The sequence below is a fragment of the Delftia sp. DT-2 genome (genome assembly GCF_028401915.1).
GTDB classification, from domain to species: domain Bacteria; phylum Pseudomonadota; class Gammaproteobacteria; order Burkholderiales; family Burkholderiaceae_C; genus Comamonas; species Comamonas tsuruhatensis.
Genome location: NZ_JAQOTI010000004.1, coordinates 267,685 through 280,942 on the forward strand (window position 1 = coordinate 267,685; position 13,258 = coordinate 280,942).

The 13,258-nt window shown below is 62.5% G+C and carries 14 protein-coding genes; all 14 read right to left on the reverse strand.

All coding sequences use genetic code 11. The features are described 5' to 3' along the window. Positions 1-450, reverse strand: a complete 450-nt coding sequence (locus tag PO605_RS31000; RefSeq protein ID WP_272206283.1) for a hypothetical protein — start codon at positions 448-450, stop codon at positions 1-3. A 300-nt stretch (positions 451-750) separates the two neighbouring features. After that, the gene (locus tag PO605_RS08565; protein ID WP_046988460.1) at positions 751-1,782 is read right to left on the reverse strand and encodes a hypothetical protein; all 1,032 of its coding nucleotides are present in this window, start codon (positions 1,780-1,782) and stop codon (positions 751-753) included. Beyond that, positions 1,782-2,717, reverse strand: coding sequence for a hypothetical protein (locus PO605_RS08570; RefSeq protein WP_272206284.1), 936 nt, complete (start codon positions 2,715-2,717; stop codon positions 1,782-1,784). Before PO605_RS08570 ends, PO605_RS08565 begins: the two co-directional genes overlap by 1 nt. Beyond that, complete coding sequence (locus PO605_RS08575; protein WP_034368413.1) at positions 2,714-7,702, reverse strand: phage tail length tape measure family protein; 4,989 nt, start codon at positions 7,700-7,702, stop codon at positions 2,714-2,716. Before PO605_RS08575 ends, PO605_RS08570 begins: the two co-directional genes overlap by 4 nt. Before the next feature lie 104 nt (positions 7,703-7,806). Beyond that, positions 7,807-8,190 carry a hypothetical protein gene (locus PO605_RS08580; protein WP_272206285.1) on the reverse strand — a complete coding sequence of 128 codons (384 nt, stop codon included), beginning with the start codon at positions 8,188-8,190 and terminating at the stop codon, positions 7,807-7,809. Positions 8,191-8,243: 53 nt separating this feature from the next. Then, positions 8,244-8,570, reverse strand: a complete 327-nt coding sequence (locus PO605_RS08585; protein ID WP_034368410.1) for a hypothetical protein — start codon at positions 8,568-8,570, stop codon at positions 8,244-8,246. Between the two features lie 83 nt (positions 8,571-8,653). Next, entirely contained in the window at positions 8,654-9,133 is a 480-nt protein-coding gene (locus PO605_RS08590; protein ID WP_046988463.1) for a hypothetical protein, read from the reverse strand. Positions 9,134-9,246: 113 nt separating this feature from the next. Then, positions 9,247-9,717, reverse strand: a complete 471-nt coding sequence (locus PO605_RS08595) for a phage tail tube protein (RefSeq protein WP_046988464.1) — start codon at positions 9,715-9,717, stop codon at positions 9,247-9,249. A gap of 65 nt (positions 9,718-9,782) precedes the next feature. Then, positions 9,783-10,148 carry a tail completion protein gp17 gene (gene gp17 / locus PO605_RS08600; RefSeq protein WP_034368403.1) on the reverse strand — a complete coding sequence of 122 codons (366 nt, stop codon included), beginning with the start codon at positions 10,146-10,148 and terminating at the stop codon, positions 9,783-9,785. A 1-nt stretch (position 10,149) separates the two neighbouring features. Next, positions 10,150-10,704: a hypothetical protein gene (locus PO605_RS08605; RefSeq protein WP_034368402.1), complete on the reverse strand. Its 555-nt coding sequence runs from the start codon at positions 10,702-10,704 to the stop codon at positions 10,150-10,152. Positions 10,705-10,713: 9 nt separating this feature from the next. Continuing rightward, positions 10,714-11,022, reverse strand: coding sequence for a phage head closure protein (locus tag PO605_RS08610; protein ID WP_272206286.1), 309 nt, complete (start codon positions 11,020-11,022; stop codon positions 10,714-10,716). 26 nt (positions 11,023-11,048) lie between these two features. Then, positions 11,049-11,597 carry a hypothetical protein gene (locus PO605_RS08615; protein ID WP_034368395.1) on the reverse strand — a complete coding sequence of 183 codons (549 nt, stop codon included), beginning with the start codon at positions 11,595-11,597 and terminating at the stop codon, positions 11,049-11,051. A gap of 2 nt (positions 11,598-11,599) precedes the next feature. Continuing rightward, the gene (locus PO605_RS08620; RefSeq protein ID WP_046988465.1) at positions 11,600-11,851 is read right to left on the reverse strand and encodes a hypothetical protein; all 252 of its coding nucleotides are present in this window, start codon (positions 11,849-11,851) and stop codon (positions 11,600-11,602) included. Between the two features lie 65 nt (positions 11,852-11,916). Then, positions 11,917-13,245, reverse strand: a complete 1,329-nt coding sequence (locus PO605_RS08625; protein ID WP_046988466.1) for a phage major capsid protein — start codon at positions 13,243-13,245, stop codon at positions 11,917-11,919. Positions 13,246-13,258: the final 13 nt, after the last annotated feature.

The following is a 13,258-nucleotide window of genomic DNA, read 5'->3' on the forward strand; positions in this document are numbered from 1 at the left end:
TTACAAATCCCGATCCCCCAGCACCGCCAACAGCGTTGTAACCGCCGCCACCGCCGCCACCGCCACGATTTGCGGCACCAGCGCTACCAAGCCCACCAGGGCTGCCTTCCACGCCGCCACTACCGCCGCCAGACATACCCAGTCCAGGACCGTTGGTGGCCGAGTCTCCTCCACCCCCGCCCCCGCCGCCATAACCGTTGATGCCCAAACCACCAACGCCGCCATTGCCAGAGCCACCGTTGCCCCCACCACCACCCCAGAGGCCCTCACCACCGCGCCCCTGCCCGCCCGCCCCGTTGCCGCTGCCATTGCCAGGACCACCGGCGCCTCCACCACCGCCTCCCGTATTTGCCCCAGAGCCGCCGCCTCCCGCCCCTCCGCTGCCACCTCGCTGATATCCAGACAAACCGCCAGCGCCATACCCACCACCCGGGACAGACGCAGATCCAACAGATGTGGCGCCACCCGCAGTGCCGTTGCCAACGCCCGATGCAGTCCCGCCAGCACCACCCGCACCGATAGTGACCGCGACAGGCCCGGCAAACGTCATCGGCAATGTCAGAACAGCACCTCCACCGCCACCGCCACCCCGCGAACAACCTCCACCGCCGCCACCACCAACAAGCAAGACCCAGCCCTGCCCGCCACTCGCCAAAAGCGCCGCAGGAGGGGTAAACGTCCCAGACGCCAAGAACTCCTGGTAGCGCAGTTTTCCCCCGCCACCACCGCCAAAGTAATCCGAATAAAAGCTCATGCTGCCTCCATAAATCCATCCGTTGCATTGACCCAGCGACATACCGCCGAATCGTTTTGGGACAGCAGTTGCATCACGCCAGGACTGCGGCCCTTGAGCTTGTTTGACTGCCAGTCGATGTTTGCGGCCCAGATGCCGCGAGACATCCCAAAACCAAAGGCCTGGCCTGCAGCGAAATTGATTGGCACCGTCAGCGTGATCCCAGCAGCCGCCAGAACGTAGAAGACACCCGGCACAGCGACAGCCGATGCAGTGATGACTTGCGTTGTCATCCAGGCTGAAGCACCTGGCGCAGCCACCCCGATCACCCAGTCCGCTTTTGCTGCAGTCCCCGCGAACGTGTCAACTCCAATAACTAGAGCGCCTGTGCCTTGGTTGTAGCTCTGGACATAGCCGCTCATGCGCGTACCAGGGTCGCTTGTGGACGTGGCGACCAGGTACATGCCCGCCACAAACGAGCGCGATGGCTCCATGCCGAAAGTCTTCGCACCGGCGCCAGGTGTGACGCTGGTTGTGCTGCTGCCCTTCAGTTGAGCAGACGCGAATACTTCAGCTTGGTCGCGGTAGGCCTTGGATGCGTCGCGGGCAGCTTCCGATGCATTCTTCGCAGCGACGGCAGCATCTCGGGCTGTTTCAGCCCCGCCCTTGGCCGCGATGGACAAGTCGCGCGCTGCTTCAGATTGCCCCTTGGCTGTGATCGAGCCATCGCGTGCCGACTCAGATCCACCTCTTGCCGAGACCGACGCATCACGTGCAGTTTCAGACTGCCCTTTGGCTGTGATCGCGTCGTCTCGCGCCTTCTCCGCTGCAAGCTTGGCATCACCGGAGCCGCCCGCCGCAGCGACTGCTTCCTGCGCGTTGTGCTGGACATTGGCAGAGAGCGCATTGATTTCCGGCACAAATGGCCCTGGAACGCCCATGTGCGTGCCGAATGTATAGGCCTTGCTGTTGTAGGTGCCTGCCGCTCGATCCGACAGCGCCGGAAACTCCGGGATCGGCGTGAGCGTGGCTGCTGGTTGTACTGCCATCAGATATTGCCCTTGATATTGAGTGTGAGAGAGGTCACCCCCCACTCGTCTGCCCTGATTGCTCCAGAGACAAAGCCGAGCGTGTTGAGGTAGCCAAGGCGTGGAAGATTCGAGGCCTCGAAGGGCACAGCCATATCGAGAATCTCGCCAAGAATTGCGTCCGCATACATCGCCTCCTCGGCGTCCAGCAGTACGCGGCAGGAAACGTCGCGGGCATTGCCGCGTCGCACTTGGTCATACGTGCCGTCATCGTTGTATTTGCGATAGGTGTAGGGCTTGCGCTGCGCCTCCGCGCCTCGCTCCACCCCCCCCATATCCGCGTCGCCGACCAAGGGGCGCCAGTCACCCACCTTGATGTCGCCCACTGCAACCGCTCCATTGCCAGGCGCTCGGATGGTCACCGTGACCTCTGCATTGGGCGCTATTGGAATTTCGTCCATGCTGACTTTTTCCAGGGCCGGTAGCGGCGTAAAGAGCAGCTCCCAAAGCCCTGCAGCTTGGGCATAAAGATCTCCGTGCTTCTCACGGATCACAACGCCACCAGGAGCATCACGGACGACAAGCGAATAGGTTGCCCCTTCGGGTCCATAGACGCTGACGCCATTGATAAAGCCCGGAGTCAGCACGAACGTGACGACCCCTTTGCCACGCGATTTTGTAGACGAGTAGTCATCAAAAGGTGCCTGTCGATCTGTCGGCCCTTTGCGGCGCCAGTAGCCAGGGTCGAGTTCCGGGCGAGTGGCTCGCCCAGAGTGCACACGTATGCACGAATAGACGGACCCATTGGATGTGCGCAGATCGTCAATGGCATAGCTGCCACTGGCGACCCACGCAACCTCCCCATTGGCCGTGTTTGGCTCGGGCACGGTGGTGCCCGCTGCAATCATGGCGTCCACGATCTTCACGGGCACCATGACGCGCGCAGATGGGTTCATGCCTGCATCTCCTCTGCAATGGCTTGCGCCAGTTGTTTGATGTTCATGACCTCGACCCGGTTGGCATTGCCGCCTTCCGTCACACTGTCGTGCTGGTCGTAAAGCGCGGTTGCGCTTTCGCTGACTTCGGCCATCCGTGCATCCAGCCGCTCCACGCTGGAAAGCAGCCTTTCCAGCAGCGCGTCGGCGCGGCTCGAACCGGCCCCTGCCAGGCCAGCGGCGCCGGCCCACGGATTGAACGCCTTGGGCAGAATGGCCTCCCCTTCGTGGATCTGCGCGAGCATGTCCTGCGGCACGTAGTTGGTCCCCACGTCAAAGCGTGGAATCCCGTTACGGTCCAGGGCCGCGAGCACATCCGCCTCGGAAAAGCCGTACAGGTACGCCAGATCCCGGGCCGATCCGCCAGCTGCTTTGAACTCGTTGGCAAGGCCCGTGAAATCCCCCGTGCCGTCGTACTTATGGAACGTGGACGAGAGACCATCGAGCTTCTTCGAGTAGTCGGCATCTGCGTAGTCATAGATAACCGTGCCACCGCCAAGGATCGCTGTGGGCGTCTTGTATTTGCCGCTGTAGGCGGGTTCAAACCCGCCACCGCCTCCACTCCCCCAGCTCGGGGTCGGCGTCTTGCCGCCACTGCCGCCGCCAGCCCCAGATCCTGCAGGGCTGTCAGGAAACAGCAGCGCTTCGAGCGCCTTGATCGCGGCTTCCACACTCAACGTGGCATCGATGTGCTTTTCGTTGCCCTCAATCAGCTCGCGCCAGTAGATCAGCGTCTTATCCAGGCGCTCAAGCTGCTCCTGCGCGTTCTTCAGCAGCCGCTCCTCCTGGCTCAACTGGACATCGCCCTGCTCTGCCAGGTCAGCGAGCTGGCCCGCCAGCACAAGCGCGTCGCGGTCCTTTTCAAACTGCGTGGCATATGCGCGGGAATTGATGCCGCTGCGGGCTGCGCTGATAGCGTCACTCAAATCACTGTAGTCAGTGATCTTGCGACCCGCGCGCACGCCCTCCAAGGCCTCTTCGATGTAGACCATCCCCCGCGCCGCCAGCATTTGCTGGGTGGAGTCCACGGTGCCATATAGCTCCCGGGCATTGGATTTCAGCGTAGCCAGCACCGCAGACATGCTGCTGATGGCCGACTGCGCAGCCGAGGCACTGGCGTTCCAGTAGTCCTGTTCACGCTGCACAGCGGCTTCAAAGTTCGCCATTGCGGCGTCCTTGGCCTTCTGCCGAGATTCGGCCAGCGCCTTCGCTGCGTCGTCCGCTGCTGCCTTTGCCGCATCGGCCGCCGTCTCCGCAGCTTTCTGGGCATAGTCCGCTGCAACACCAAACATCTGGGCCAGAGCCAAAAGCTTGGCCGCAAGCTCTGTATTGCCCGACGCCAAAGCGTCTTCGATGAGCTTTCGGAACGCCTTCTTTGCGGCCTCGCCATCAGCTGGGTCGATATCCACACCCAAGGCCTTGAGCCCTTCTTTCACCTGGCGCTGCATGATCCCCGCCCTCTCCTCTTCCGAGTAGAAGCCGGAATAGAAGGCGTTGATGTTGTTGGACAGCGCCTCAATGCCACCCGAGAACTTGAGCAGCTCGGTCTGGGCCTTGGCCGACAGATCCGCGAAGCCCACCAGCGTGTCAGCCCATCCACGGAATGCCGCATCGATCATTGCGATGTTGCGCAATGCTTCGTTGAGACCTTCAACGGTGATGTTCTCACCCAGGGCATCGAACTCCTCGCGCATCCAGCCCGGGATATCGGCTTTCTTGAGCTGGTCGATGACCGCCCCGCCCATGTCCGCCATGTACTGCGCCCAGGCCTTTTGCGGATCAGCATCCAGGTCTCGGTTTTTGTACTTGGTCAACACCTCGCCGGTGGCTTTGTCCAGGATCTGGAAAAAGCCCATGGCGCCTTCGTCGCCGTACTTTGGATTGACCGAAAAGCCGCCGGCGATGTCGATGTCCTTGGCTGTGCCGTTGGAGAACTTGGCCAACGCCTTGTACAGGTCCAGCCACGATGTGATCGAAGACCCCAGTTGCTTGTCGATCTCGGTGTTGCCGCGCTTGGTGAAGTCGCCCCAAGTGTTGCCCCAGGCATCGGTCCCCAGCGCCTGGCGCGCGGCCGTGTCACGATCCGTGGTGGCAGTGGACGCAACACCGCCTGAGTGGTTTGCACCACGCGAGCCGAATGCCTTGTCCAGCAAGCCGCCAATCCAGTTGCCGATGAACGCACCGATAGGGCCACCGAACCATTGCCCGACGGCCCCCCCAATGCCCGCGCCCCACTTGCCATCCGCGATGTTCAAGATGGCGCTGACATAGCTGAACGCAGCGCCCGCCTTGTTGATGATCCCGGAATACTTCGTGAGCATGTCCCCGAAGTCGATCAGCGAGCTGCCCACCTTCTCCAAGCCCAGGTTGTAGAGCTTGCCGCCGGCGTTGTTGACCAGGTTGCCCAGGCCCAGACCGAAGTCCTTCATCATTGATGAGGTGCCCAGCCGGTACATGGTGGAGAGGTTGCCCAAGCCCACGCCGGAACCGCCGCCCGAGCTGCCACTTGGACCCATGCCCAGCATGGACAGCACAGTTGATGCGATGTCCCCGGCGATGGGCGCCACGATGGCTTGGATCACAGGCCGCAGGACCAGGGAGCGGAACAAGCCCTCGATGTACTCGGCGCCGTTCTTGCCGCCCGCCATCAGCGCATCGCTGAGCGACTGGCTGGCCTGGTCAAAGGCCTTGTTCCATTCGTCGTTGTAGGCCTTGGTCTGGGCACTGGCCACGCGCTGGTACGAGACCACGCGCGCACGGTCGATCAGCTCATCCTTTTGGGATGTGGTCGCATCCAGCCGGTCTATCTCGGCAATCTTGCGCTTGAGCTCCAGCTCGGCATCGTATTGGGCCAAGGCCACAGCACGCGCCTGATTGCTCATGCCGATGAGGCCCGCCTCCAGCTGCAGACGCTCGAAGTCCTCTTTCGCCGACTTCTCGTAAGCGTCCATGGCCTGGCGCGCCGACTCCAGGGCCTTGGAGCGCTTGAGGTAGTCCTCAGTGACCTGCTTTTCAATGTCGAGCTGCTGCTGGTAGAGCGCGACGTTTTCCTTGGCCTGCGCCTTATCCTTCTCCTGCTGCTTCCAGACCCCAATGCGCCCGCGCAGGTCGGCCTCATGCGCGGCCGACAGCTTGATCTTGCCTTCCTTCAGATCGGCATTGAGCTTGATCTCGGCCTTTTGGGCGTCGTTGAGCTTGCCGGACTGGGTGACTTCCGCCTTGTTGGCGTCAATCTTGGCTTGGATCGAGGCAGCAAGTTCCGCATAGGCAGACTGCTCTTTCTTGGCGCCATCGCCGCGCGTCTTGCTCAGCGACTTGATCTTTTCGTTGATGCCGTTGATGCGGGCCTGCAGCTCATCCGCCTCCTTGGAGTCGCCGCGGCCCTCTTCACGCAGCCGCCTCTGTGAAGCCTGCAGGAGGTCCAAAGTCTTGCGCAGATCCTCCGCCGCATCCTTTTTGCCCTTGTAGGCTTTCGTGGCCTCCAGCAGCGCCGATAACTCCTGATCGGCTGCAGATTTCACGCCAGTTCGGGCCTCCCCTGAGGCACCACCACCGTCGCTCGGCGCCGCCCCTGGCGTTCCGGTCGGGATACTCGGCAGCGCGGGCCCGGCATCAGCCTCAGCACCCAGAGTCTGCAAGCCCTTGATGCGTGCCCACATGCCGAGAGGGCCCATCATTGCCTGCATGCCAGGCAGCCATTTGGTGATCTCAGCGTTCGCTCGCGGTATCGCTTCCGTCAGGCTGTTCACACCCCTAACAACCCCGGCTAGTCCGGCCGATATCGTTCGCAGGGTGTCTGCGGACGGCGCCATTTTCTCCATGAGGCTGTCCCACGCATTGGACAACTCCTTCGACGCCTGCTGCAGGTCCGTCTGCTTCTCGGCCGTCCCGGCAAGCGACTGCCCCAGAGCATCCAGCAGGAGTCGCTGAGCGCCTGCCTTGTTGCCCGCCTCAACCATCGCATCTATAGCGATCAATTGCTCCAGGGTCAGGAAATTGAAGGCCTCATCCAGCGCCCTGGCCGCCTTGTCTGGCTCCTCCATGGCTTTAGCCAGCTCACGCGCAGCACCGGCGGCATCTTGCCCCGTCGCGGCGGCGAAGTCCGCCGACATGAGGGCAATTTTTTGCAGCGCCTCCCCTCCGAGGGTGCGCACTTGCACTAGGTCCGAGATGATGGCCGAGGCTGCGCTGCGGCTGATACCCGGCAGCTCAGACATGTCTCGCTTGAGCTGTTTGATGGCCTCGCTGTTAAGGAAACCGGCCCGACCCGTTGCCTCCAGCTGGTTCATCAGCGTCATGTGCGCGCGCAGAGTGGACTCTGCATGCGCCATGGACGCGCCGAGCGCCACCACACCGGCGGCGGCAACCGTGTAGGGATTCACCAAGCCCAGCAGCGTGGCACCCAGCGCCTTGCCAGCAGCGCCAAACCCGCCGAACATGTCGCGCAACTGCAGGCCCTGCTGCATGAAAACGGTCATGACGGGCATGCCGCCCTGCAGGCTCACAACGATGTCGCTGATTTGGGCCGGCACGCCGCGCATGGCGGCGGACGTTTGACGGGCAGACATCCCAACCGTCTTAAACGATTCCTCGGCCTGCTTTTCGAAGAGGCGCATCTGCTGCAGGTACGGACCCAGCGCGGCCATGTCAGCGCCGCGCTGCTTGGCAATGGTCTCGTAATAGGCTGCAGTGCCTTTGCCACCAGCCTGCATGGCGGCCATCTCACGCTCCAAGGAGCTGATGATGCTGCGCGTGCTGCGGTCAATGCTGCTCGCAGCCGTCTGGCTGCTCTTACCCATCCCGTCGAAAGCCGTACCAGCCTTGGCACCTGCTTGGGCAGCCTCATCGCCCACGGCTTTGACATCCTGCTTGATCTCCGACAGTCCGGCCTTGGTGTTGTTGCGTACACCAAACTCAAGATTTGATTTGCGCGTGGTGTCTGTCATACATACCGTCCAAGCAACAAAAAAAGCCCCACGGCTAGGCCGAAGGGCTTGGAAATGAAAAACCCGCCATAGGCGGGTTTGGTGATCTGAAAATTACCCAGGGTCTACATAGCTTGCACGCTCGACCTCCAGGAAATACCTCCGTTCGTACCAGTCGATAATTCACGGATCTCGCATTTGAACCGATTTAGACGAAGTGCGTTGAATGCATTTTTGGCGCGCACATCCACGATTACGTCATAACTAACCGGCTCAGAAACCGGAGTGACTATAAATTCGCCCCTTGGGGGAAATTGTGCTGAACCAGGGTCATGCAGCTTTTTCCTGATTGATTCTTCACAAGCATAAAGAGCATTTCTTCTTGCGTCGATTTCTGGAGGTTTTTTTGCTGGTTCACCCCCAGATTTATAGGACATAAAAAACACGTACCCCAACACAGCTACTACGATTGCCGGAGCGATCAAAGCGGCCAAAAATTTGTCTTTCATATCCCCTCCCACAGTTGCAGGAGGGGAATGGTAGCAAAGGGCTATATCCACCCTCACCCGCGCAGCACGCCCTTGATGTGGGCGGCCAGCTTTTTGGCCTGCTCGCCACTGTCGGGCCGCATGATCTCGGGCGATGGACAGGCATCGCTTTTGGACAGTCGGTACTGCTCCAGATAGGCAGCCGAGAGGCTGCGCAGCAGCTGCAGCTCATGCGGGCGAAATGGGCACCGCGTGGCCTGCTGCCAGGCGGCTATCTCCGGCCAGGAGATGGGCGCCAGGTCCATGCCCGCATAGGAAACCGGCCCCACCTCCATCAGCGCCGCGATGATGTGAAAGCCGTCCTCCAGTTCTGGCAACGGCAGCTCGGCATCCTCTCCCATGCGCTGCGCCCTGCTTTGGCGCGGCGCATCCTCGCTCGATCCCTTGGGCGGATCGACGGGCGCCTGCAGCCAGGCCAGCTGTTTTACGTAGCCTCGGAGCTGGATGCCGAGGTCGCGCCAAAGTTTCCCAGGCTGTCGGACTCCTCGATGATCTGAACGGCCCAGTGCGGATTGCGCTTGAGCGCGGCGCGCAGTTGGTCAGCGCTGTAGGGCTGGCGGACGCCCTCCCAGCCAGCGACACGCACCACGGCGCCCTCGATGTTCTGGGCCTCCATCTCGTCGATGGTCTTGGCCTTGGGGGCCTTGCCCCGGCGCTGGGCCGCGCGCTGCTCGTTGAGGAATTTTTCCGCAACGCCGGAGTTCCAGGCAACCACCTCGGGTGCGAACGTGCCGCGCACAATGAGGGTGATGCCGGTGGACGAACCATCCGGGTTGCGCAGCACGAACTTGTGGCCCGCCTCGCATGCGCCCACCAGGTCAAATGCGGTGATGTCCACGAGTTCAGCTGCAGCGACGGCGGCGGATGTGGCCACGGCCACGGCTTGGGTGATGGTTTTGGTCATGTCGATCTTTCAGCGGAGAAAAAGGAAATGCCCGCGCCCGACTGCCCGCCTCCGCTGAGAGACGAAACAGCCGGGCCGGTGCTGGGGTGACCCGAGGGCCAAAGGGGAAAGGGTCAGGGGCCGACAGGCGCGGGCACTTCGATGATGCCGACGCCATCCTTGGAGGTTGTCAGCTCCAGGCCGACGCTGGCCGAGTACATGCTGTCCACGCTTTCAGTGGACTTGGACCAGCTGGTCACAAGGCCTGTGAAGTAGTCGATGGAGCCGTCTTGGTACTTCACCTCGAAGGCATAGGCGGCATCGGAGTTGAGGGCAGCCTTGACGATGATCTGTCCCGGGTCTGCGGCATCCACAGCGAGTTGGATGGTCTTCTGCCCCTCGTTGAACGAGCCCTTGTACTTGCGGGTGCCGCGCGTATCGATGGGGTTGTGATTGACCACCTGATAAGTGCGGCCGTGGCTGCCGCCATTGGTGATCTCTCCAATCTTGGAGAAGGTCAAAGCCGCATAGCCATCCTTGTCGTAGGCGGCGGGCAGTGCTGCAGAAATGCCGATCTTGGTCCCGGCAACGGTTTGTGCGCCCATGGCGTTTTCCTTTCGGACGTAAAAAAGCCCGCTGCTGCGGGCCGGGGTTGAAAAAGTGTTGAGCGCTATCGCCGCGCCCAGATTGAAAAGCTCTGCTGCATGCCGAAGATCACGACATCGCTGCCGCCGTCATCGAACATGTCCAGAGGTTCATCCAGCGGCGTGCACTGGATGGCATCGGAGGCCGTCAATGCGTCCTCGATCTGGCGGATCAGGGCCGTGGCCTTGATGGGCGTTTCATCCCAGACCGTGATGCTGACGCGACCATTGCGCAGATTGCCTGTTGGCCGCTTGTCGATGTTGCGCATCGCACGGCCGCCAACGCGCTGCCATATCACGTAGGGCATCTTGGTTCCCCACGGGGCGACCACCGGCAAAGACCTCGGACACAGCGCCGTCAGGATGGCCACAAGGGCGGGTTCATAGCTCATGTCACTTCACCTGGTCATAGCGCTTTTGCAGCTCCAGATTCGCAGCCTCAACGGCTTTGGACATGGAGTCCTCAGCGCGCGCAACGAAGAAATATCCCAGCCGGTGGACGGGGCCCCCAGGCCTAGGCACGTAGTACGCATCTTTCTCGGCCTGTGTGGCGCGGCGCTTCGGCCGGGGCTTGCCCTGCGCCTCGGGCCGCACTCGCGTGACCCACTTGCCACCCTTGGCGATGGTCACTGCGTAGCGCTGTACCCACCCCCTCTCCAGCAGATGGCCGTGAGGCGCTTTCCTGGCGTTCCAGCTGACGTGGTACTGCGCCTGCACGCCATCGATGGAGTGCTCAGGAGAGAACGCCTGGTAGACCGCACGGCCCAGGTTGCCGGTCACGCTGCCTATGGAGCTGACGTTGACCTTGACCGCCTCGTAGAGCACCTGCGCGCCGGCCTGCGCAGCGGGGCGCACGGCCTGGTCGGCAGCTTCGCCCAGCGCATCCAGGAAATCATCCAGGGCGGCAGTGTCGGCACGGATGGTGAAAGAGTTGGTTCCATTCCCCATTGCCGTACCTCACTGGATGAGCTTGCACGCCAGGTCGAGCCAGCGCCGGGTCGAGTCAGGCAATGGCGCCTCGATGTCGTAAACCTGGCCGACATGCACAACACGCATGCCGGCGTTGATGCCAGCGCGATAGCGAATGCGGATGGAGACCCGCACGGTGGACACTTCGGCGCCGGCACGAATAGTTTCACTGCCAGACATGTGCCGGATGTTGGCCCAGACCTTCGCCACCTCAACCCATGCGATGGCGCCAGGCGCGGGCGTATTCCACTCGTCTTTGCCCTGGCTGTGCTGCTGGATGGATATCTGCTTGTTCAAGGTTCCGGCTCTCAGCATGGCTCACCTCAAAACCGCGTGGGCACAATGATCTCGGCCAGCATGTGGCCAAGGAATTTCAGGGGCAGATCCGTGACGGTGCCGCCAACGATCAGCGATTCGCGCTGCTGGTACAGCGTGCCGGCCTGCAGCAGCAGCCAGGTCTTGACCGCAGGGTAGGCTTCCAGATCCACGCCCGCCAGGTACTGCACGCGCAGCGCGCCAGCAGGGCGGCCACCAGGGAACTCCAGCCAGGCCACGCGCTGGTCCTGGCCCAGCTCGTACTCGGTGAAGGGCTCAGGCGCTGCACCGGCACGCAGGATGTGCACGCTGGTGATGCTCTTGACCTGGCCGACGTCCAGCACGCCATCGGCACGCTCTGCAGCAGTCCAGTCCTCCTGGTACTGCGCTTCGCGGATGGCGGCGCCCGTCTCGGACTCGCACATCTGTGTGACGGCGGGGACGATGACGCCGTCCACCAGCTCGCGCTGCAAGTCATCGACGTGCTCACGGCACCACTGAGCGACAAGCTCCGCAGTCAGCACCGGGGGGCCGGTGTAGCTCAAGCGGCGCGCCATGGTCAGGGCCTGGCGTTGTCGTCGGAGTCGGCCCCCTTGGCGGGGTCATCCGGGGGCGGGGGCGGCGCATCCGCCTTCTTGCCGCCCTCGGCCTTGGTACGGGTGCGGCGCCCGGCCTCTTCGCCCTCCTCCTCGACAATGCCGCGCTCGCGCAGGGCGTCTGCGGTTTCCTTGTCGAAGCCGGCGGTTTCGCCCTTGTTGTAGCCGCGCCAGGGCTTGGCGAAGACCACGGCGACGGGTTTCTGCTTGCTCATATCGATGTCCTCTCAATGGTTCGGTGATCAGTCCAGGCCGCCCGGCTGTGCCGAGCGGTTGGCGGTCAGGCCAGCATGTCCTTACCCCACTTGACGCCGACGCCCACGGCGATGGACTCCACATGGCGCGGGCCGAAGTCGTTGTGGGTGATGACGCGCACCAGGGTTTGATCGCGCTGGAATGCGCTGATGGTGTCGCCGTTGCCGTCCTTGTAGGAGGCCTCGGTGCTGTACGCGAGGACCATTTCGCCGGTCTCACCGATGTAGCAGTCCGAGTAGTCGCCGAAGTAAATTTCGGACTCGTCGCCGCCGGCACCCAGGTTGATGGGGATCTGCGTGGACAGCTTGAAGGGGTAGCCCTTGAGCTTGCCCTGCTCGATCTCGGGATAGGCCTTGTTGCCGTTGCCATCGCGCAGGGCCTGCAGGAAACGGATGCTGCGCGGGCTCATGATCCAGCCGCTGGCCGCCAGGTTGGCACTGGCCATTTCCACGCGCAGCATCAGACCGCCAAGGAATGCGTCCAGCTCGGCCAGCGACGTGCCAGCAGGCGCTGTGACGATGTTGAAGGCCGGAGCCCAGTAGCGCAGGCCCTTCGGGGAGACACCGCCGTTCCCGTTGGAACGGATAAAGGTGATGTCTTCATACAGGCCCGTGCTCGTGAACAGGTCAGCAACCACGATGGCATCGACTTGAGGGCTGACACCCGAGAACTTCAGCAAGTCATTGCTGATGGGCACCAGGGCGGCCAGCTTCTTGGCCTGCAGCTTCAGGTCATCGAACACCATGCCGGTCACGTTGATGTCCGTGTCCATGCCGATATAGCCCACGGTGGTGTTGCCCTTGATGCGCGGCAGGCCCATGTTGCCGTTGACCAGCGGCAGCGGACGGGCGCCGAAGCTGCGCAGGATGGAAGTAGGCCGCAGAGACTCGATGACCTCGCGCGCCATGTTCGCAGGGACCAGGACACCACCGGCGCCGGGACTGGTGGTGGACAGTGCCATCACCACATCTTCGCCCATGCCGCTGGAGCGGGCCAGCTCGGCAGCCTGCATCTGGTTGCCGCCGGCGGCAGCGATCATGCGGGCCATCTGGGCTACGCGCGTGCCGGCCTGCGCGTTGTCCGTCACGGTGATGTGGGCAGGGCGATTGCCGGGAGGGCCGTTGATGCCTGCGGCCGATTCGTTGAGCGGCACGGCAGCTGCAGCTGCAGCACGTTCGGCCGATTCAGCGCGGGCGATCTTCGCGGACAGATCCGCAATCTGCTGCTCCAGCTGCGAGAATTCCTGCAGCTCTTCGGCCGACAGGGTGGCGCCGCCGGATTCCTTGGTGGCGAGCGCCTGCAGCTTGGTGTTCGCCTCGGCGCGTTCGCTGCGGAGTTTGGTGACAAGGGACATGGTTTTTCCTTGG